The 20,271-nt window shown below is 46.5% G+C and carries 21 protein-coding genes; 13 read left to right on the top strand and 8 right to left on the bottom strand.

What is annotated here, in order from left to right; all coding sequences use genetic code 11:
* Window positions 1-82 precede the first annotated feature (82 nt).
* From hslV to A3773_RS05705, 5 genes are all read left to right on the top strand, one after another.
* Window positions 83-616 carry an ATP-dependent protease subunit HslV gene (hslV, locus tag A3773_RS05725; RefSeq protein WP_067983972.1) on the top strand — a complete coding sequence of 178 codons (534 nt, stop codon included), beginning with the start codon at window positions 83-85 and terminating at the stop codon, window positions 614-616.
* Window positions 617-630: 14 nt separating this feature from the next.
* The gene (hslU, locus tag A3773_RS05720) at window positions 631-1,971 is read left to right on the top strand and encodes an ATP-dependent protease ATPase subunit HslU (RefSeq protein ID WP_067983970.1); all 1,341 of its coding nucleotides are present in this window, start codon (window positions 631-633) and stop codon (window positions 1,969-1,971) included.
* A 14-nt stretch (window positions 1,972-1,985) separates the two neighbouring features.
* Window positions 1,986-2,369 carry a gamma-butyrobetaine hydroxylase family protein gene (locus tag A3773_RS05715; RefSeq protein ID WP_067983968.1) on the top strand — a complete coding sequence of 128 codons (384 nt, stop codon included), beginning with the start codon at window positions 1,986-1,988 and terminating at the stop codon, window positions 2,367-2,369.
* Window positions 2,370-2,476: 107 nt separating this feature from the next.
* On the top strand, window positions 2,477-3,235 hold the full coding sequence (gene ubiE, locus A3773_RS05710) for a bifunctional demethylmenaquinone methyltransferase/2-methoxy-6-polyprenyl-1,4-benzoquinol methylase UbiE (protein ID WP_067983966.1): 759 nt from the start codon (window positions 2,477-2,479) through the stop codon (window positions 3,233-3,235).
* A gap of 13 nt (window positions 3,236-3,248) precedes the next feature.
* Window positions 3,249-3,866 carry a ubiquinone biosynthesis accessory factor UbiJ gene (locus A3773_RS05705; RefSeq protein WP_067983964.1) on the top strand — a complete coding sequence of 206 codons (618 nt, stop codon included), beginning with the start codon at window positions 3,249-3,251 and terminating at the stop codon, window positions 3,864-3,866.
* Between the two features lie 15 nt (window positions 3,867-3,881).
* On the opposite strand, the gene A3773_RS05700 is transcribed toward A3773_RS05705, so the two are convergent.
* From A3773_RS05700 to A3773_RS05685, 4 genes are read right to left on the bottom strand one after another with little or no spacing between them, the layout of a single operon-like run.
* Window positions 3,882-4,295: a CopD family protein gene (locus A3773_RS05700; protein WP_197462728.1), complete on the bottom strand. Its 414-nt coding sequence runs from the start codon at window positions 4,293-4,295 to the stop codon at window positions 3,882-3,884.
* 10 nt (window positions 4,296-4,305) lie between these two features.
* A complete protein-coding gene (locus A3773_RS05695) occupies window positions 4,306-5,088 on the bottom strand; it encodes a DUF2927 domain-containing protein (protein ID WP_067983961.1) in 783 nt (260 codons plus the stop codon).
* Window positions 5,088-5,750: a fumarylacetoacetate hydrolase family protein gene (locus A3773_RS05690; protein ID WP_067983959.1), complete on the bottom strand. Its 663-nt coding sequence runs from the start codon at window positions 5,748-5,750 to the stop codon at window positions 5,088-5,090. The genes A3773_RS05695 and A3773_RS05690 overlap by 1 nt, the downstream gene beginning before the upstream one ends.
* A 43-nt stretch (window positions 5,751-5,793) precedes the next feature.
* Window positions 5,794-6,999 carry an MFS transporter gene (locus A3773_RS05685; RefSeq protein WP_067983957.1) on the bottom strand — a complete coding sequence of 402 codons (1,206 nt, stop codon included), beginning with the start codon at window positions 6,997-6,999 and terminating at the stop codon, window positions 5,794-5,796.
* A gap of 93 nt (window positions 7,000-7,092) precedes the next feature.
* On the opposite strand from A3773_RS05685, the gene A3773_RS05680 reads away from it, so the two are divergent.
* The 3 genes from A3773_RS05680 to serA all read left to right on the top strand — a co-directional run bounded on the left by A3773_RS05680 (window position 7,093) and on the right by serA (window position 9,827).
* Window positions 7,093-7,992, top strand: coding sequence for a LysR family transcriptional regulator (locus A3773_RS05680; protein WP_067983954.1), 900 nt, complete (start codon window positions 7,093-7,095; stop codon window positions 7,990-7,992).
* Window positions 7,993-8,057: 65 nt separating this feature from the next.
* Complete coding sequence (gene ppnP, locus A3773_RS05675) at window positions 8,058-8,339, top strand: pyrimidine/purine nucleoside phosphorylase (RefSeq protein WP_067983952.1); 282 nt, start codon at window positions 8,058-8,060, stop codon at window positions 8,337-8,339.
* 255 nt (window positions 8,340-8,594) lie between these two features.
* Window positions 8,595-9,827 carry a phosphoglycerate dehydrogenase gene (gene serA, locus A3773_RS05670; protein WP_067983949.1) on the top strand — a complete coding sequence of 411 codons (1,233 nt, stop codon included), beginning with the start codon at window positions 8,595-8,597 and terminating at the stop codon, window positions 9,825-9,827.
* A 40-nt stretch (window positions 9,828-9,867) separates the two neighbouring features.
* Here the strand turns inward: serA and A3773_RS05665 are convergent, their stop codons facing one another.
* On the bottom strand, window positions 9,868-10,872 hold the full coding sequence (locus A3773_RS05665) for an alpha/beta hydrolase (protein ID WP_067983947.1): 1,005 nt from the start codon (window positions 10,870-10,872) through the stop codon (window positions 9,868-9,870).
* A gap of 231 nt (window positions 10,873-11,103) precedes the next feature.
* On the opposite strand from A3773_RS05665, the gene A3773_RS05660 reads away from it, so the two are divergent.
* From A3773_RS05660 to A3773_RS05650, 3 genes are all read left to right on the top strand, one after another.
* A complete protein-coding gene (locus tag A3773_RS05660) occupies window positions 11,104-13,281 on the top strand; it encodes a malate synthase G (RefSeq protein ID WP_067983945.1) in 2,178 nt (725 codons plus the stop codon).
* A 106-nt stretch (window positions 13,282-13,387) separates the two neighbouring features.
* The gene (locus A3773_RS05655; protein WP_231902152.1) at window positions 13,388-14,221 is read left to right on the top strand and encodes an NAD-dependent protein deacetylase; all 834 of its coding nucleotides are present in this window, start codon (window positions 13,388-13,390) and stop codon (window positions 14,219-14,221) included.
* Window positions 14,222-14,305: 84 nt separating this feature from the next.
* Window positions 14,306-14,587, top strand: coding sequence for a peptidylprolyl isomerase (locus A3773_RS05650; protein ID WP_067983942.1), 282 nt, complete (start codon window positions 14,306-14,308; stop codon window positions 14,585-14,587).
* Here A3773_RS05650 and A3773_RS05645 read toward each other — a convergent pair whose 3' ends face one another.
* A complete protein-coding gene (locus A3773_RS05645; protein ID WP_067983940.1) occupies window positions 14,588-16,024 on the bottom strand; it encodes a sensor domain-containing diguanylate cyclase in 1,437 nt (478 codons plus the stop codon). It abuts the gene before it with no gap.
* 183 nt (window positions 16,025-16,207) lie between these two features.
* Between A3773_RS05645 and A3773_RS05640 the strand changes: the two genes are divergently transcribed.
* A complete protein-coding gene (locus A3773_RS05640) occupies window positions 16,208-17,374 on the top strand; it encodes a cytochrome-c peroxidase (protein ID WP_067983938.1) in 1,167 nt (388 codons plus the stop codon).
* Between the two features lie 141 nt (window positions 17,375-17,515).
* Window positions 17,516-17,794, top strand: coding sequence for a hypothetical protein (locus tag A3773_RS05635; RefSeq protein WP_067983936.1), 279 nt, complete (start codon window positions 17,516-17,518; stop codon window positions 17,792-17,794).
* Window positions 17,795-17,935: 141 nt separating this feature from the next.
* Here A3773_RS05635 and ilvN read toward each other — a convergent pair whose 3' ends face one another.
* Both ilvN and A3773_RS05625 read right to left on the bottom strand, forming a co-directional pair.
* Window positions 17,936-18,430: an acetolactate synthase small subunit gene (ilvN, locus tag A3773_RS05630; RefSeq protein WP_067983934.1), complete on the bottom strand. Its 495-nt coding sequence runs from the start codon at window positions 18,428-18,430 to the stop codon at window positions 17,936-17,938.
* A 2-nt stretch (window positions 18,431-18,432) separates the two neighbouring features.
* Window positions 18,433-20,154 carry an acetolactate synthase 3 large subunit gene (locus tag A3773_RS05625; RefSeq protein WP_067983932.1) on the bottom strand — a complete coding sequence of 574 codons (1,722 nt, stop codon included), beginning with the start codon at window positions 20,152-20,154 and terminating at the stop codon, window positions 18,433-18,435.
* Window positions 20,155-20,271 lie beyond the last annotated feature (117 nt).

The following is a 20,271-nucleotide window of genomic DNA, read 5'->3' as shown; positions in this document are numbered from 1 at the left end:
CCCTTAAAGAAAGCAATATCACGCCCGCTACATCGTTTTTTTGCGTGTTATTGGTAATTAAATCTCCCATTAGGAGCAGAAGATGACAACGATTGTATCCGTACGTCGTGGAGACAAAGTAGTAGTCGGCGGCGATGGCCAGGTCTCTTTAGGCAACACGGTCATGAAAGGCAGCGCCAAAAAAGTCAACGTTCTGGCTAAACATGCCGTAATTACTGGCTTTGCAGGCTCTACCGCTGATGCGATAACCCTCCGTGACCTATTCGAACAACAGCTTGAGAAACACCAAGGCAACATTGTTAATGCCGTTATCCATTTAGCGCGAGAATGGCGCAGCGATAGAGTACTACGTCGCCTAGAAGCACTCATGCTGGTCGCGAACAAAGAAAAAACCTACCTTATTTCCGGTAGTGGGGATGTTATTGAGCCAGAAGACGGCGTGATTGCAATCGGCTCAGGGGGTAATTTCGCCCTAGCAGCGGCCCGCGCACTCGTTGATAACACTGAGCTAAACGCCAAAGAGATTGTTGAAAAAAGCCTACTCATTGCATCAGGCATTTGCGTTTTCACCAACGGCAACCTAACCATTGAAGAACTTGATTCTGTCGCCAGCTAAGGAACTAAGAACCTATGTCTAACATGACCCCACGTGAAATCGTCTCCGAGCTGGATCGCCATATCATCGGACAGGACGAAGCAAAAAGAGCGGTAGCCATCGCCCTACGAAATCGCTGGCGCCGTATGCAGCTAAACGATGAGCTGCGCACTGAAGTAACGCCTAAAAATATCTTAATGATTGGCCCAACCGGTGTCGGTAAAACCGAGATTGCTCGCCGCCTAGCAAAACTCGCCAATGCGCCGTTTATCAAAATAGAAGCGACAAAATTTACTGAAGTTGGCTATGTAGGTCGTGATGTAGAAACCATTATCCGCGACTTAGTCGATATGTCGATCAAACTGCTGCGCGAACAAGAGATGGAAAAGGTCCGCTTCCGCGCAGAAGAAGCGGCAGAAGAGCGCGTATTAGACGCACTACTCCCGCCCGCTCGCCCAGCCAACCTTAATGATCAACAGCCCGCCGAACGGGAAGATAGCGCAACACGTCAAGTCTTCCGCAAAAAGCTACGCGAAGGCCAGCTTGACGACAAAGAGATCGATATTGATGTAGCCCAGCCTCAAGTTGGCGTCGAGATCATGGCCCCTCCCGGCATGGAAGAGATGACTAACCAGCTACAAAGCATGTTTTCCGGCATGGGCGGCGGCAAAAAACAATCGCGCCGCATGAAGATAAAAGAAGCCTTTAAAATGTTAACCGATGAAGAAGCGGCTAACATGGTTAAAGAGGATGAACTCAAACAAAATGCAGTTGAACTCGTCGAACAGCACGGCATCGTCTTCCTCGATGAGATTGATAAAGTGTGCAAAAACGGCTCAAACAGCAGTGGCGGCGAAGTGTCTCGCGAAGGCGTACAACGAGATCTGCTTCCTCTGATTGAAGGCTGCACGGTAAGCACTAAATATGGCATGATTAAAACCGATCATATTCTGTTTATCGCTTCAGGCGCCTTCCACTTATCCAAACCTTCAGACCTCATTCCTGAGTTGCAAGGCCGCCTACCCATCCGTGTTGAATTAAAAGCACTGACACCGGATGATTTCCGCCGCATACTCAAAGAACCTAACGCCTCACTGACAGAACAATATATCGCACTGTTAAACACCGAAGGCGTGAATGTTGAATTTACTGACGAGGGTATACACCGCATTGCGGAGCTCGCATTCCAAGTGAATGAAAGCACTGAAAACATTGGGGCTCGTCGCCTGCACACAATGATGGAGCGCCTACTAGAAGAGCTATCATTCTCGGCGTCTGATTGTTCCGGCCAATCCATCAAAATAGATAAAGCCTTTGTTGACCAACAACTCAGTGAGTTGAGTCAGGATGAAGACTTAAGTCACTACATCCTGTAAACAAGGAGATAACCATGTCCAAAGCGCCATTACCTACCGAGATAAAGCTACACAAAAAATCTCGCACGCTGGAACTCACCTACGGTGACGACCGTTTCGAGTTAACGGCAGAATACCTTCGTGTGCACTCACCTTCCGCCGAAGTCAGAGGTCACGGGATAGGTAATGGCGTATTACAAACAGGCAAAAAGCTCGTCGGGATTAAAGAACTCATCCCCACGGGCAACTATGCCCTAAAAATCGTTTTTGACGATGGGCATGACAGCGGCCTTTATACCTGGGACTGCCTACACGACCTCGCCTACAATTACGACCAGTACTGGGAAACCTATTTAGCTAAACTTAAAGCGGCCGGTGAAAGTCGCGATGGTGGATTAATCGCCATCGGACGGGGCTAACACCCCGCTCGTTACGACAATTCTTAAAGACATTTTCAAGACAATACTGATCCATATAGGTACAATTCCAACAACCCTATTACAGACCACCATCAGGACATCTAAAAATGACCGACCAGCACAATGACAACACAACACACTTTGGCTTCGAAGACGTAAAAAAAGAAGAAAAGGTACAGCGTGTTGCCGATGTATTCCACAGCGTGGCCGGAAAATATGACCTGATGAATGACCTCATGTCCGGCGGCGTTCACCGCCTCTGGAAACGTATCACCATTGAGCAAAGCGGCGTACGTACGGGTAATACGGTATTAGATATCGCGGGCGGCACCGGCGACTTAACCATGCGTTTTTCCCGTTTAGTCGGGCCTACAGGTAAAGTTGTACTAGCCGACATCAACGATTCTATGCTTAAAGTTGGCCGTGACAAGCTGATGGATAAAGGCGTCACTGGCAACGTAGAGTTTGTCCAAGCCAACGCCGAAGCCCTACCTTTTCCGGATAACACCTTCGACGTTATCACCATTGCATTTGGTTTACGTAACGTCACTGATAAAGACGCTGCATTACGCTCAATGACCCGCGTATTAAAGCCCGGCGGCAAAGTCATGGTGTTAGAATTTTCTAAAACAGACAATCCATTATTGACCAAAGCTTACGATTTTTACTCTTTCAACATCCTTCCCCAAATGGGATCAATGATTGCGGGCGATGCCGACAGCTATCGCTACTTAGCAGAATCGATTCGCATGCATCCGGACCAAGAGACCTTAAAATCGATGATGCAAGACGCTGGATTAACGCACTGTAAATACCAAAATATGACAGGCGGTATCGTCGCCCTTCATACCGGTATTAAACCTTAAAGGTTCATACCTAATGATCGAGATGTTACAAGCAACCCTCTTCACGACGGCTGAAGAGATCTGCAACCAGCTACTAAAACGGGATCCCGTTACCCTTCAACATCTCGAACGATTAAGCGGTAAAGTGATCTCTATAGAGCTAACACAGCCTCAATTAAGCCTATTCCTCTTACCCAATGCAGACGGCCTACAACTTCAATCGATTTATAATGACACCCCAGACACAATCCTTAGTGGACGCGCTATCGACTTTTTAACATTGATCACCCGTGCAGACCGCGCGGATGCGATGTTTGGCAAAACCATCCAGATCACCGGCGACACTGTACTTGCAACCCGTTTACAAGAGATTTTGGCTGACGCACAAATTGATTGGGAAGCGATGATCGCTAACCTTATTGGTGAACTACCCGCCCATCAGTTAGCCCTGTACGCAAGCTGGAAGGCTCAGTGGTACAAGAATGCAGGTACAAGCGCCCTGCAAAATTTAGATGAATACCTTAAAGAAGAGTTCAGAGTAATACCTACCCGCCCTGAGGTTAATAAATTTTACAGCGAGGTAGACACATTGAGAGAACGCGTAGAACGTTTGAGCGCGAGAATTGCAGCCAAGGCTGCTAACCTTGGCTGAAAATTAAGCCTTTTATTAAAAAGGCTTAACCACCACAAAAATCAAGATCGGTATAAAAATCAAAAGAGGAAGCTCATTAAATAACCTAAAATAACGACCACTTCGGTCTAACATCCCCGCCCTCATCTTCTTCAAATACGCTTTACACCAGTGGTGATATCCCAGTAACAGCACGACAAAAAACAACTTAGCGTGCAACCAGCCACCACTAAAGCCAAAGCCCAGCCACAACCATAAACCTAACGCCAGCGTAAACAGCGCCATAATACTCATAAAGCCATAGAGCTTACCGGCCATTATCTCCAATCGAGTGACATCTTGCCCCGCCTCACGACCTTCAACATAATGCACAAAGATACGAGGCAGGTAAAAAATACCGGCCATCCAGCTCGTCATGGCAAGAATATGAAAGGTTTTAACCCATAACATGGGAGTCTCCTTAATAACCTAATAAAGGATAAAGTTCACCGCGTTTTATCTCGCGGCTCGCAGCCTTGATTGTACCGTCACCTTGCCACTGAACAATCATTTTTTCCAAGTGAGGCCTAACCTCACTCTCCGTCATACCGCTTTTTAACTTAGGGCTATAAAGCATCTTTAACAACAAACCGTCTAAGCCTGAGAGCAGGCTTTCTGGCGTTTTATCATTAAAAATTGAAGGGTATACCTCATCAGAATCATTCGGCAAGCCCATGACCTGAGTAATCTCTTCGACTATACAGGCCACTAATTTTCCATGCATTCGCGCTTGATCTACAGGAATAATGACACTCGCACGTTCAATCTCATAATGACCATTCACATGAAAATTCGCCATACATACCGCACCATGTACAGCCTTCTCTGCTTTTTCACCAAACAGCTGACGCACCTGCGCTTTCCAATCCCGCTGCTGCGTAAAGACAATTTTGAGATTAGCCTGCTCAGGTGACGAAACAAAACTGATAGGCCGCTGCATTAATGAGGACAAGTGCGTGATATGCATACGTACTAAGTCCGTATGCAACCCTTTATCACCTACGTGGTGATCCAACCAGACACGGATAGGCTTTTCCCAACGGCGCACAACTTGACCTTGCTGAGAATACTCATTACGCAACGCGACTTGGGTAAAAGCCTTAATTAAATAATGCGGGTCCTGCCAGCGGTAATCAGCGTTGGCCGTGAACGAACAAACCCCCAGCACCCAAAAAAGCACCGTACGACAATACAGACGACACATTAGATCGCGTGGGTTGATATATTCAACAGGTCAGCCAATTCCACCTGTAACTGATCGCCAGGCAATATAGGTCCCACGCCAGCGGGGGTTCCGGTCAAGATTACATCACCCGGCTCCAAGGTAAAGAACTCACTACTGTGGCTAATCAAGGGCAAAACGCGATTCAACATATGTGAGCTATTACCCGACTGACGCAGCTCGCCATTGACCGTCAGTTTAATCGCTACATTCTGCAAATCCGGCACCTCACTCGGCGCAACAAATACCGATAAAGGAGCCGCACCATCAAAGCCTTTCGCTTTTTCCCAAGGGTGACCTTTATCTTTAAGCCTCCCCTGCAGGTCGCGAAGCGTGAGGTCCAAACCTAGACCAACACCCGCAATGGCTGCTTTCGCTTCATCTTCAGAGGCATGACTCAACCGTTTGCCAATTAATATCGACATCTCTGTCTCAAAATGCACGGAGCCATATCCCTGTGGAACTACAAAAGGCTGCGCCATATCAACCACACTGGTGGATGGCTTAATAAACAACATCGGTTCAGTAGGAATAGGGTTATTTAGCTCAGCGGCATGATCAGCATAGTTACGTCCCACACAAATTACTTTACCTGTAGGTAAACCTGCAGGTGTACCGTCAATAAAACGATGTTGATAACTCATCAGTGCTCCCCAACTATATCAAAGGTCAATTTAGAGGCTAAGTTTACCCGCACCCTTGCTCAGTAGCTAGCGATGGGCGTGAACGTAAATACAACCCTATAGATAAAACAAAGGTGAACACTAATACCATTAATGAGCCGACAACAATACCGGACCAGCCCGCCCAGTGCCAAAACGGATCCAGATAAAAACCTCCGCTACTGGCACCCAAATAATAAAACACAAGATAGATAGAGGACGCCGTAGCTCTAGCATGACGCGCATTTTGACTCACCCAGCTGCTGGCGCTAGAGTGCGCTACAAAGAAGCCAAACGCATTAATAAGGAAGCCAAGAATAATCGCCCATAACGACGGGATGAGCGTAACCAGCGTCCCTAACATTAAGATTAAACAACCCAGTGCAATCACCAAAGGCTGCGGAATTCTCGCCGCAATATTACCCGAGATGGCCGAGCCGAATGTCCCGCTTAAATAGGTCAAAAACAACATACCTAACAAACTAGCAGGCAGACTAAACGGCGCCTCCGCTAATAGGAACGTGGCATAGCTATATTGGTTGATAAAAATAAAAAAGTTAAAACCACCAATTAAATAAGCCAACACCAGTAACGGGTTACGCAGGTGTGACAACATATCATCCACAATACGTTTAGGACGTAATAAGGAAGGCGTAAAATTCTCAGACACTGGCAACATCCAAGCAAACACACTTAAACAGACAAAACTAATCAGGCTCATCAGCGCAAACGCCTCTTGCCAACCCAGCCAATCACCGATAAAACCACCGATCAAGCGACCACCAATACCGCCTAGCGTGTTTCCGCTAATGTACAAACCCACCGCAACCCTCAAGGCATTACGGCCGAACTCATCGCCCATATACGCGATAGCAATCGCGGGCAGCCCTGCTAAGCACACCCCTTGTACCGCCCTTAACAGTATTAATTGCTCAAAACTGCTCACCTGTGACAGCGCAAAGCTGCATACAACCACACCAGCCATACTGCCCAGCATCAACTGTGTGCGTCCGATGGCATCAGAGATGGGACCAAAAAACAGTAATGAGATGCCTAACGTGAGCGTTGTCACGGTTAAACTCCAGCTCGCTTGCAAAGGTGTGACTTGAAACTCATTCGCCAACATTGGAAGCAGTGGCTGGGTGATATATACATTGGAGAAAACCATAAAGGACCCCAAGCATAACGCCAATGTGGCCCGCCAAAACTGTGCTGTACCTGCTTCAATCATCTCTACACCTCTCATTATGCAAAGTAGATTAGCAACCTAATAGTAATAATAAAAATATATACTTTTTATACATTTCATAAGAAAATATTATGCATGGATATAAAACACCTGACCTACTTCAAAACCGTAGCCGACTTCAGCAGCTTTACAAAAGCCGCCGACCATCTTCATATAGCCCAGCCGGCCATCAGCATGGCCATAAAAAAGCTAGAGGCCGAATTAGAGCTCACCCTATTCCATCGCCAAGACCGTAAAATAAGCCTCACCGATGAGGGCACACACCTTTACCAACATGCCTGCCGTATTCTGCAAGCAACAGAAGATGCTTTGCTGGAGATGCAGGAGTTAAAAGGATTAATTCGAGGCGATGTCCGTGTAGGTATCCCTAGTATGCTGGGGTCCTATTATTTCCCTCCCATACTGATGGCGTTTCGCCACCGCTATCCACAGTTAAACCTAACAGTGATCGATGGTGGGGCGGGAAAACTACAACAACTACTTGAAACCGGTGAGCTTGATCTTGCCGTTATCGTAGACGAAACCACATCTGAATTTTTAGAAACAGAAGTCTTCTTACGTGCACAAATGATGGTCGTCTCACCCAAAGACCATCCCTTCGCCGCATTAAAGAGTATTAGTTATCCACAGCTCTTCGCCGAAGAACTGGTCATGTTTAACAGCGGCTACTTTCATCGTAACGTTGTAGACCGTATCGCCGCCGAATCAGGTGTCACACCTAATATAAGCTTTGAAACCAACCTAATCCCGCTCATTAAATCGATCGTAAAACAGGGATTTGCGATCTCCACTTTAATGGAGATGGTGATTCAAGATGAGCCTGATCTCGTGGCGAGGCCCTTCACCAAATCCGTATGGCTAGACCTATCGATTGCTTGGCGTAAAGGCGGCTATCTTTCACAGGCGAACCGAACCTTTGTCGACTTTCTTTTAGAGCACAGCCAAACAAACAGGCAGCAAGATAAAGCACGATAAACGCTCAGCTTGCAGCGATCTGCATTTATCTCTATGATTCGCGAAAATTTCAGGAGAGCACGATAATGTTGGATGTAAATGAATACTTCGACGGAACCGTCAAATCGATTGGTTTTACAAATACTGAAGGTAAAGCAACCGTAGGCGTCATGGCACCTGGCGAATATGAATTCGGCACAAGCGAAGACGAATTAATGAAAGTCGTCAGCGGCGAACTCATTGTAAAACTTCCAGATAGCGACGCCTTTCAGTCGTTCCCGACAGGCACTGAGTTCAACGTTGTGGCTAACCAACGTTTCCAGCTAAAAGTTGAGCAACCGACTGCCTACTTATGCTTCTACGGCTAAATAACCGTTACTGAATGCACCCTTCCCACTCGAAGGGAAAAAATATCCCTTCGAGTGGACGCCTGTAAGAATAGGGCCCTTTTCTGATTCAATCCAATCTGCCTCAACTTAAGTTGAATATTTTTCCCGCAATCTGGACTGTTCATTCATCCTTTTCAACTTAGGCTGTGATAATATGCCCGCATAATTTTTCAGCGACTAAACCTGTGGCGCACCTGTTATAGGCGATCACCACGCAATTAAAGAGCTACTACCATGAGTAATACAACCTCTCTTGATAAAAGCAAAATTAAGATCTTGCTACTAGAAGGCGTACACCAATCTGCGGTGGACACTTTTAATCAGAATGGTTACACCAATATCGAATTCCTAACTGGCTCACTACCAGAAGACGAATTGATCGCCCGTGTAAAAGATGTTCACTTCATTGGTATTCGTTCCCGCACTCAGCTAACGGATAAAGTTTTTGATGCTGCTAAAAAATTAGTAGCGGTAGGTTGTTTCTGTATCGGCACTAACCAGGTGAACTTAGAAGCAGCGACCATCAATGGGGTTGCCGTCTTTAATGCGCCTTTCTCAAATACACGCTCTGTAGCAGAGTTAGTGATTGCTGAAGCGATCATATTACTGCGTGGCGTTGCAGAAAAAAGTGCTAAAGCTCACCGCGGCGAATGGCAGAAATCGGCTAAAAACTCTTATGAAATTCGTGGTAAAAAGCTTGGTATCGTTGGCTATGGCAGCATCGGCTCACAGTTAAGTATCATTGCTGAAGCGCTGGGCATGGATGTTTACTTTTATGACGTAGTGACAAAATTGTCCCTGGGTAATGCCAAACAGGTGGGATCGTTAAAAGAACTGCTTAATATTAGTGATATTGTGACGTTGCATGTTCCTGAAACACCCTCAACCAAAGATATGATGGGCGAAGCTCAGTTTGCAGAGATGAAGCAAGGCTCTATCTTTTTAAACGCTGCTCGTGGCACCGTCGTGGTTATCGACGATCTATGTAAAGCGCTTGATTCAGGCCGTTTACTAGGCGCTGCAGTCGACGTATTCCCAGTTGAACCTCGCTCTAACAATGATGAGTTCATCTCACCACTACGCAAATATGACAATGTTATTCTGACACCTCACGTCGGTGGCTCTACTATGGAAGCACAGGAAAACATTGGCTATGAAGTCGCTGAAAAACTGATCAAATATAGTGATAACGGTTCTTCAATTACCTCTGTTAACTTCCCTGAAGTGGCACTGCCAGAGTACCCAAATGTTCACCGTTTGCTACATGTTCATAACAACGTACCCGGCATTATGGCATCCATTAACAACGTGTTCTCATCAAACAGCATTAACGTTAGCGGCCAATACCTACAGACCAACGAGAAAGTAGGCTATGTCGTCATTGATGTAGACGCAGACTGCTCTAAAGTTGCGTTAGAAAACTTAAAACGGATCGAAGGCACTATTCGCTGCCGTCGTTTGTTCTAAGCAGCAAGCGCACATAAAGCGACACATAAAACGGGCGACCTTATAGGCGCCCGTTTTTATTTTCCCAGTGAGTAAGAATCTGCCGCACCGTTGTAAATACTTGGTGACGATAGGCGGGTGTTTCATTCACTAAATGGTGTTTAGCGCCCTTGATCAACGTTAATGCCAAATCGGGGTATAAACGTCCTAATACCACCAGATTGTGACGCCAATCGACCGTATCATCATTGGTTCCTTGAATCATATGGATCGTCCCCGCCACCGGCGCATGTGACTCGATCCACTCTCCCCAGATCAACATTGCCCCTACCCAGTTCACGGGTATTTTTTTATGCTGCAAAGGATCGTACTCATTAATAAATTGCCGAAACCCTAGGTCATGGGTGTTATTGCTATGACCCCGTGGCACTTGCTTTACTATATGCTGAAACCAACGAAATTTGCGCTGGACTGAACGCCATGAAGTCGAACGTACTAATGGCGCTAATAGAATTCGCTCACCCATAGGGGCGCGGTTTTCATGCATAAAAAACAACTGATGGGCCATCACGATCGCAGCCCCCGTACTCTGCCCCATTAAGTGCAGCGGGTAAGCAATATCCTCTTCCACAGTAGTGATCAGTTCGGCTAATTGGGTAGCATAATGTTTAAAGCTATCCACCGATAAAGGCTCACCGCCAGAAAGACCATGACCACTGAGGTCATAACAGAGCAGATCAAAACCATCGTCGTGCAACGCTTCAATGACATGTCGATATAGACCTACATGATCCATGTAGCCATGCACGATGATAACGGTTCCACGCGCAGTCTCTCTTTTTTTCTGCCCATAGTACTGAAGCGTTACCTCAATACCATCCAACACCACACGCCCCATTTTATAATGCGCTCGCGTCACTAAAGGTAAGAGTTGGTACATCTGTAAATACCCCTTAACCTGACTATTGAGCAGACCGGGCGTCGCATCGTGATAGGCAGGTAAGCTTTTAATTAGTATCTCGCGATCAAATAGATCCATCCCTTCCTCTTTAAATAACACCGCCACAACGAAAACACGCCCCTAACCTTAACGTATAACTATAGCCATTCGCTCAACTTATACCGAACATAAGGCTTGCTTATCATACTTTAGGGTCTAGTCAGGCGACTTTTTTCCTTCTTTACGCTACTGTTGCATTGCACAAAGACAACTGCAATCAAAAGCAGTTTCTACTCCACTCAGCTCCCGGTTGCCTCGCACCAGGACTGTCGGAACATATAACTGGGGCAAATAATTATGAGTCAAAGGGTACAGAGCGGCGGCCTTCAAGTTGCAGAGTCTCTATATAATTTCGTAAACAATGAAGCACTGCCAGGCACTGGCGTAACTAGCGAACAATTCTGGGCTGGTTTTGATGCACTTGTTCACGACCTAGCACCTAAAAATCGCGACCTGCTTGCGAAACGTGATGCGATCCAAGAACAGATCGATGCATGGCACCGCGAACGTCAAGGTCAAGCTTTCAACCTAGAGGCCTACAAAGGCTTCTTATCTGAGATCGGCTATCTATTGCCTGAAGGTGAAGATTTCACCGCGACAACAGAAAATGTTGATCCAGAAATGGCAACAATGGCAGGCCCTCAACTTGTTGTCCCTGTCATGAATGCACGCTTTGCATTGAATGCTGCAAATGCTCGCTGGGGCAGCCTGTACGACGCACTTTATGGTACCGATGCGGTATCTGAAGAGGGCGGCGCTGCAAAAACAGCAGACTATAACCCTGCACGTGGTGCAAAAGTTATTACCGCAGCACGTGAATTCCTCGATCAAGCAGCACCACTGGCAGCGGGATCGCACAAAGATTCTGCAGCCTATGCGATTGCCGAAGGTAAACTTGTTGTCACCATGCGCGACGGCAGCACAGCAACATTGGCCGATGCTGAAAAGCTTATCGGCTATACCGGTGAAACGTCTGCGCCACTCTCTATCTTATTTAAAAATAACGGCCTGCATTTTGAAGTGCAGATCGACCGTGACAGTCTAATCGGCAAAGAAGACGCTGCGGGCATTAAAGACATCATCATGGAAGCGGCGTTAACAGCCATTATGGATTGTGAAGACTCCGTTGCTGCCGTTGATGGCGATGACAAAGTTGTGATCTACCGTAACTGGTTAGGCCTAATGAAAGGTGACCTGACGGAAGAGGTTAACAAAGGCGGCAAAACGTTTACACGCCGTATTAACCCTGACCGTGAGTTTACTGCACTAGACGGTTCAACTATCGCCCTTAAAGGTCGTAGCCTGATGTTCGTTCGTAACGTAGGTCATCTAATGACAAACGAAGCGATCTTGGACAAAGATGGCAATGAAGTACCTGAAGGGATCATGGATGGTGTCGTTACAACACTTATCTCCATCCATGACATGAAAGGCACCGGCAAGTTCAGTAACACGACAACCGGCTCTACCTACATCGTTAAACCTAAGATGCACGGCCCTGAAGAAGTCGCTTTTGCGAATGAACTATTTGCTCGTATCGAAGATATGCTTGGCCTTGCACGCTTCACGATGAAGATGGGCATCATGGATGAAGAGCGCCGTACGACGGTCAACCTAAAAGAGTGTATCCGCGCAGCTAAAGAACGTGTGGTATTCATCAACACAGGTTTCCTTGACCGTACCGGCGATGAGATTCATACATCGATGGAAGCGGGCCCAATGATCCGTAAAGGTGATATGAAAGCCGCGTCATGGATTGGTGCTTACGAAGACTGGAACGTTGATAACGGTCTACTTTGTGGTCTACAAGGTCGAGCGCAGATCGGTAAAGGCATGTGGCCAATCCCTGATCAAATGGCGAATATGCTAAAAGCTAAGATCGGTCACCCTATGTCGGGTGCAAATACCGCATGGGTACCCTCGCCTACCGCAGCGGTTCTTCATGCTACCCATTACCATCAGGTTGACGTTTTTGCCCGTCAAGACGAGCTTAAATCACGTTCTCGTGCCAACCTAGATGACATTCTCACCATTCCCGTTGAAGCAAACCCAAGCTGGTCTGCAGAAGAGATTCAACAGGAGCTCGATAACAATGCACAAGGTATCTTAGGCTACGTTGTTCGCTGGATCGACCAAGGTGTAGGTTGTTCTAAAGTGCCCGATATCAATGATGTAGGCCTAATGGAAGATCGCGCGACACTGCGTATCTCTAGCCAACATATTGCTAACTGGTTACGTCATGGCATCTGCTCTGAAGCGCAAGTAATGGAAACCATGAAACGCATGGCTGCCGTTGTGGATCGCCAGAACGAAAACGATCCTCTTTACCGTCCTATGGCCGCTAATTTTGACGACAGCATCGCCTTCGCAGCAGCCTGTGAGCTCGTTATCGAAGGGTGCAAACAGCCAAACGGTTATACCGAGCCGGTTCTTCATCGTCGTCGTATCGAAGCAAAAGAAAAATTTGGTGCATAATTAGTTTCACTAATAGCGACTGAATAACATATAAAACCGCGCACCTCTAAACCGAGAGCGCGGTTTTTTCGTATAAGGTAAACTACAGTTACCGTTTACGAGTCAAATGTTAATGAATATTACGCCCCATGCAGAACAACTGGCTGCCTTTATTAGCGAACACCCTCGCCTAGTCGTCCTGACGGGTGCAGGCGTGAGCACAGACTCGGGAATCCCTGCCTATAGGGATAAACAGGGCAACTGGCAGCACGCCGCCCCCGTACAACACCATGAGTTTATGAACAGTCATTATGCCCGCCAGCGTTATTGGGCACGGAGCTTACTCGGCTGGCCAACGATTCGTGATGCCCAACCAAGCCCTGCCCACGTAGCCCTATCCAAACTGGAGCAATTAGGTCACATCCATTTGCTCATTACACAAAATGTTGACCGTTTACACCAAAAAGCAGGCAGTCACCAAGTTATCGATTTGCATGGGCGCTCCGACAAAGTAAAGTGCATGCAATGTGCACAGCGTTACAATCGAACCTATATCCATGAACTCAGTGCGCAAGCAAACCCTCATTTTGAACAGATCCAAGTGGCGGCGAAGCCCGATGGCGACGCCGATTTAGAAACAGAACAGTTTAACCTTTTTAAGGTGCCGGAATGCTCGGCTTGCGGGGGCATATTAAAACCAGATGTCGTCTACTTTGGCGACAATGTCCCCAAAGAAACCGTATTTAGCGCGTTAGATGCCTTACAGAACGCTGATGCTTTGTTGACCGTAGGTAGCTCACTGATGGTCTATTCCGGCTATAGGTTTTGCAAAAAAGCAGCCGAATGGAATAAACCGATTGCCGCACTTAACTTAGGCGTCACCCGTGCAGACCCGCTACTCAACTTAAAAATTAACGCCCCCATTAGCGAAACCCTCACCGCAACACTGCCATTACTATAAAGCCCTGCGGCCGCCGACAGAATGTTTCTGCAATACGTACCCTTTTACAGTAAAATAAAGGGATAGATTTTAAGGGGTAGCATCATGGCTAATCGCGCCTGCGCACGGCATATATTAGTAAAAACACGGGATCAAGCAGAAGCCATCAAAAAACAGTTAAAGCGTGGTGCTGACTTTGGCAAACTGGCAAAAAAACACTCATTTTGCCCGTCTGCCAAACGATTTGGCGACCTCGGTGAATTCCGACGCGGTCAGATGGTGAAGCCGTTTGATGATGTTGTCTTCAAAAAACCGCTTCATGTTGTACATGGGCCGGTAAAAACCCAGTTTGGTTGGCATTTAATCGAAACGATCTACCGTAAATAATTACTCCGCTGTGCGTACGCAATTACGGCCATCTTGTTTTGCCTGATACAAGGCCGTATCGGCAGCTAAAACATGGGCATCCAAATCAAATACGTCCTGCTCCACAGCGACACCGATACTGAGTGTCACGCCCTGCGGGCACAGCGTAGCAAGTAACCCATCAGTCTCAAGATTCAAGCGAACACGTTCTGCGATCACTCTCGCCTGCTCAAGGTCCGTTTCCGGCAACAAAAGAATAAACTCTTCACCACCCCAACGCCCCAAACAATCAGCAGGCCGCTGGTTGCTGTTAAGCAACTGTGCAATCGTTTGTAAGACTTTATCCCCTAAGGCGTGCCCCCCGTGATCATTCACCGCTTTAAAGTGATCAACATCGATCATTAACAAAGCAAGAGGCTTACCGCTCCTAAGGTGACTGCTTTTGATACGCTCATAACGTTCAGTGAAGGCGCGGCGATTAAGCAACCCCGTGAGTGGGTCTTGCCAAGCAACCCCTTCTAACTCCTGCTGATAATGATTAATCGCTTTAAGAAGCAGGATCAGCACAACACCCGTTACAATAAAACAGACAAATAAGGTAATAAACAGCGGTGGGAAAAGAGCATCATCAACCTGCCCCTCCTCTGCTTCAACACAGAGAATCAGGTTTAATTCCTCAATATGGCGCGTATTAAGCAGATAAGTGGTTCCATCTTTCACGTAAGAGAAACGCCCTTCTGGCTGAGACAAAACCTGATCAACGACTGATTGTATGCCGATTTTTTGAAAGAGAGTTTCCGAGAAAGGGGTAGAGCGATCATGCAATAAAAGATTACCCGTCGGCGTAACAAGGTAAACGTTATTACCATAACGTTCACGATAATCTGAAAACGTCTGCGTGATACTCGCTAAATTTAGGCCAAGCCCTGTCGCACCAAGAAATGTGCCGTCTGAGGTGTGAATTTTAAAATTAATAAAGATCGTTAATTCATCGCCATTCGCTAAGTCAGGGTCAAGATTTAACTCACTATCACCGGGTATCTGGCGCAGATGAAAATACCAATCATCCCGCGAGTCGCTCTCGGAGACCTGCTTAAGAAGACCTTCGGCATGGTAATAATTACGTGTTAAATCGGAGACCATAAACGCAGTAAATGCGCCATATTTCTGCTTAATCTCATTTAAATAGCGCGTTACCGAAGTGGGATCCTGCTCACCACCTAAAATCCAATCTTCTAGAAAGGTATCATTCCCCATAAATGAGGAAACGGTTCTCGGTTTGATTAAATCCCGTTGTACTTCAGCATAAATATTATCGCTGGTTAACGGCATCTCATGCTCAACAAGGGAATCTAAAGCCGCTTGCCTTGAAAGGTAAAAACTCACACTGGCGGTTAACGTAAATCCTACGATAATAAGTAGACTAACAACCACAAGCATCCGCTGTTTAAACTTCACTAACTCTCACCTAACCGTTTTACAGACCATTTTAGTGCCTTATCCCCCAAGATACCAAGTAAAACAGGGAATAAGGCCCACTCCCTCGCTACTATTTGATAAGCATCAATATAAAAATCGAGTAGAACAGGTTATTATCGATAACCATTATCAATTACATTTATATTACTGAATCTATTTACTATGTATATTCGCCATACACTCTTATCGTCCATCGCCTTACTTCTGCTCACCGCTTGTGGCCATAATAATGATGTCGATAACACCCAACAGGCTCTAAGCAAAGAGCAGTTAGGGCAACAACTGTTCTTTGACACTAACTTATCATCAAACCGAACCCAATCCTGCGCGACCTGTCATGCGCCAAGTCATGCATTTGTGGACCCTCGCGATAATGGTGTCAACGGCGCATACTCTCTCGGCGACGACGGCCACTCCCTCGGTGACCGAAATGCACCCACCGCCGCCTACGCAATGTTTAGTCCTGATTTTGGTGTCAATGAAAAAGGGGTGTATGTTGGTGGTCAATTTCATGATGGACGTGAACATAATTTAGCGGGGCAAGCCGGTGGCCCACCCACAAATCCAATCGAAATGGGTATGCCGAGTAAAGCGGCGATGGTCGAGCGCCTACAAGAAAACCCCACTTATGTGGCCGCACTACAGTCACTTTATGGCGAGGCAATCTTTTCTGACAACGAAAAAAGCTATGCCGCAATGGCGGACAGTATTGCCCACTTCGAGCGCACTGAGCTGTTCGCGCCCTTTGATTCAAAATATGACCGCTATTTAAAAGGCGAATACCAGATGACTGAGCAGGAGGAGTTAGGTCGTACGCTATTCTTCTCTCAACAGTTCACCAACTGTAATTTATGTCACCAACTCAACACGTCCCAACGTCATCCGCAAGAGACCTTCACTAACTACCAGTATCACAACATTGGCGTTCCAACCAACATTGAGGGGCGCAAGAAAAATGGTGTGCCTGTTGATACAGCGGATACAGGTTTACTCAACAATCCACAGGTTGATGATGCTAAACAAGCGGGGAAATTTAAAGTACCGACTCTACGTAATGTCGCGGTAACCGGCCCATATATGCACAATGGCGTTTTTAAAGACTTACGTACGGTTGTTCTATTTTACGATAAATACAATAGCCGCAGCAGTAAACGTCAGGTCAACCCTGAAACAGGGCGGGCTTGGGGCGCACCCGAAGTCCCTCAAAACTTATCATTAACCGAGTTAGAAACAGGACCTGCCCTCAAAGATGAACGCATCGATGCACTCGTGGCCTTTATGAAAACACTCACAGATAAACGTTATGAGCATCTGCTTAACACACAGTAAAACCCGATACCTTAATCTATAGCTGCCGCCTTTTTTTACAGGTTTATACGAGATTTTATAAACCTGTAAAATTATCAGCTTTTGTTCAGCTTTCTACAGATACAATACAGAGACATACCTTGTATCACTGCTGTAGAAATTATGCCTAAACTCATCAAAGACTTTCGTAACTACCAATTTGTTTATTACTGGTATGAGAAGGATGCGGGTAAAGTTAGCCCCTACTTCCCCACACTTAACCATGCTGAGGATTGGTTTGTTCAGCAACAGCGTGTGAACTACCCCGGCCCTGAACGCCGCAAATCTGCTTGTGATAAACATCACACGACCCGAAGACGCGCTGCCGACACGGCAATTAAAGTTGATTTAGATATCTCTCGCGAGAAAATATCCGAGCTTAAACAACTCCTTATTGCCTAACATTCGGTCAGTTACCAGCCACCTCTCCAATAATAACTAAAGATCTCTAGGCTAAAAACGCCACCAAAACATATGGTTGTGGCATAAAAAAAGCGGCATCCCGTTACCAGAATGCCGCTTGATTCTAACCGTTGTCTGAATTTATACGCTCAGAACTTTCTCACCACGTGCAATACCCGATACACCTGAACGCACCACTTCCATAATATTAGCGGTACCCAAGGCTTCGATAAATGCATCTAGCTTGCTGCTTGCACCTACCAACTGTACGGTAAAGGTATTGGGTGTTACATCAATGATGGTGCCACGAAAGATATCTGCCGTACGCTTAATTTCAGCGCGCACAGTACCATTATTCGCTTTCATCTTGATCATCATAAGCTCACGCTCAAGGTGGTCACCCTCAGTCAGGTCAACAACCTTTACGATATCGATCAGCTTATTTAGCTGCTTAGTGATCTGCTCAACCACACGGTCATCGCCAATCGTTGTCACCGTCAAACGAGACAACGTCTCATCTTCGGTCGGTGCAACGGTTAACGACTCAATATTGAAGTTGCGCTGAGAGAACAATCCAACTACACGGGACAATGCGCCCGGTTCGTTTTCCATCAATACAGAAATTATATGACGCATGATTATGTTCTCTCCGTTTTGCTTAACCACATATCACGCATAGAACCACGCGGTACCTGCATAGGGTAAACGTGCTCAAACGGATCTACAGCGATATCCATGAATACCATACGATCCTTCATGGCAAACGCTTCACGCATCGCCCCTTCCAGATCTTCATAACGCTCAACTTTAATCCCTACGTGACCGTACGACTCCACCAGCTTCACGAAATCAGGTAATGACTTCATGTAAGACTGAGAATGGCGGGACTCATAGTTCATATCCTGCCACTGGCGCACCATACCGAGGGATTGGTTATTCAAGCAGATAACTTTTACAGGGATGCCATATTGGCTAATGGTAGATAGCTCCTGAATGTTCATCTGGATACTACCTTCACCTGTTACGCAAACCACTTCCTCATCAGGAAAGTTAAGCTTAACGCCCATCGCAGCAGGCAAACCAAAGCCCATCGTGCCTAAACCACCTGAGTTGATCCAACGGTTAGGTTTGTTGAACTTATAATACTGAGCGGCAAACATCTGATGCTGACCTACGTCAGAACAAACATAAGCATCGCCGTTTGTAACTTTACTCAGCATCTCAATAACCTGTTGAGGCTTCATGAGTTCTGAATCATTGGTGTTATAACGACCGCCGTGACGACCACGCCACTCTTCGATCTGCTCCCACCATGTTTTCAGGCTTTCAGCAGATGGCGTGCTTTTCGCCGCTTGCAGTTGCTCTAACATCTCTTTTAAGACCGCTTGCGCAGGCCCTACGATTGGCACATCGGCTTTAATCGTTTTTGAGATCGATGCTGGATCAATATCAATATGAACAATTTTTGCCGTTGGACAAAACTTATCGGTACCGTTCGTTACTCGGTCATCAAAGCGAGCACCGACCGCTAAAATCATATCACTATGATGCATCGCCATATTTGCTTCATAGCTACCATGCATACCTAACATACCAATAAACTGAGGGTCAGTACCTGGGAAACCACCCAAGCCCATCAGCGTATTTGTAACGGGGCAACCTAACTCTTTAGCAAGTGCGATCAACTCTTGACTCGCATCACCCATAATGACACCACCGCCCGCATAGATAACAGGACGCTTGGCAGCCAACAGCATATCCACAGCCTTTTTAATCTGGCCGGAATGCCCTTTAGAGATAGGGTTGTAAGAGCGCATTTTGACACTCTTAGGGTATTCATACTCATAACGCTCTGTGGGTGTTGTCATATCTTTAGGGATATCGACAACAACGGGGCCTGGACGGCCACTCTCAGCGATATGGAACGCTTTCTTTATAATCTCTGGAATATCTTCCGGACGCTGAACACTGAAGCTGTGTTTCACGATAGGACGCGAGACACCGATCATATCGGTTTCTTGGAAAGCATCTTCACCGATCAGGTGTGACATAACCTGACCTGTAAGAACAACCATTGGGATTGAGTCCATGTAAGCCGTAGCAATACCTGTAACGGCATTGGTAGCGCCTGGACCTGAAGTAACAAGTGCAACACCGGCTTTACCGGTAGCACGTGCATACGCATCTGCCATATGAGTAGCAGCTTGCTCGTGGCGGACCAAAATGTGTTCGACGTCATCCTGTGTAAAGATCGCATCGTAAATGTGCAGTAATGCACCGCCAGGATATCCGTATATAAATTTAACGCCTTCATCACGAAGTGCGCGAACAACCATTTCTGCGCCTGAAAGTAATTCCACTTTATTCACCCTCTAACGACGTCAGTGTCTCGTTACTGACGAAATTAACAGTTTTTGTTTCTGTAACGTTGAACGTGCCTGTACCAGACAATATTTTTTGACTCTCTAGCGATCTCA

Origin of the sequence: Neptuniibacter pectenicola, from assembly GCF_001597735.1 — a bacterium.
Taxonomy (GTDB): Bacteria; Pseudomonadota; Gammaproteobacteria; order Pseudomonadales; family Balneatricaceae; genus Neptuniibacter; species Neptuniibacter pectenicola.
This window is presented reverse-complemented; position numbering and strand designations above follow the sequence as displayed.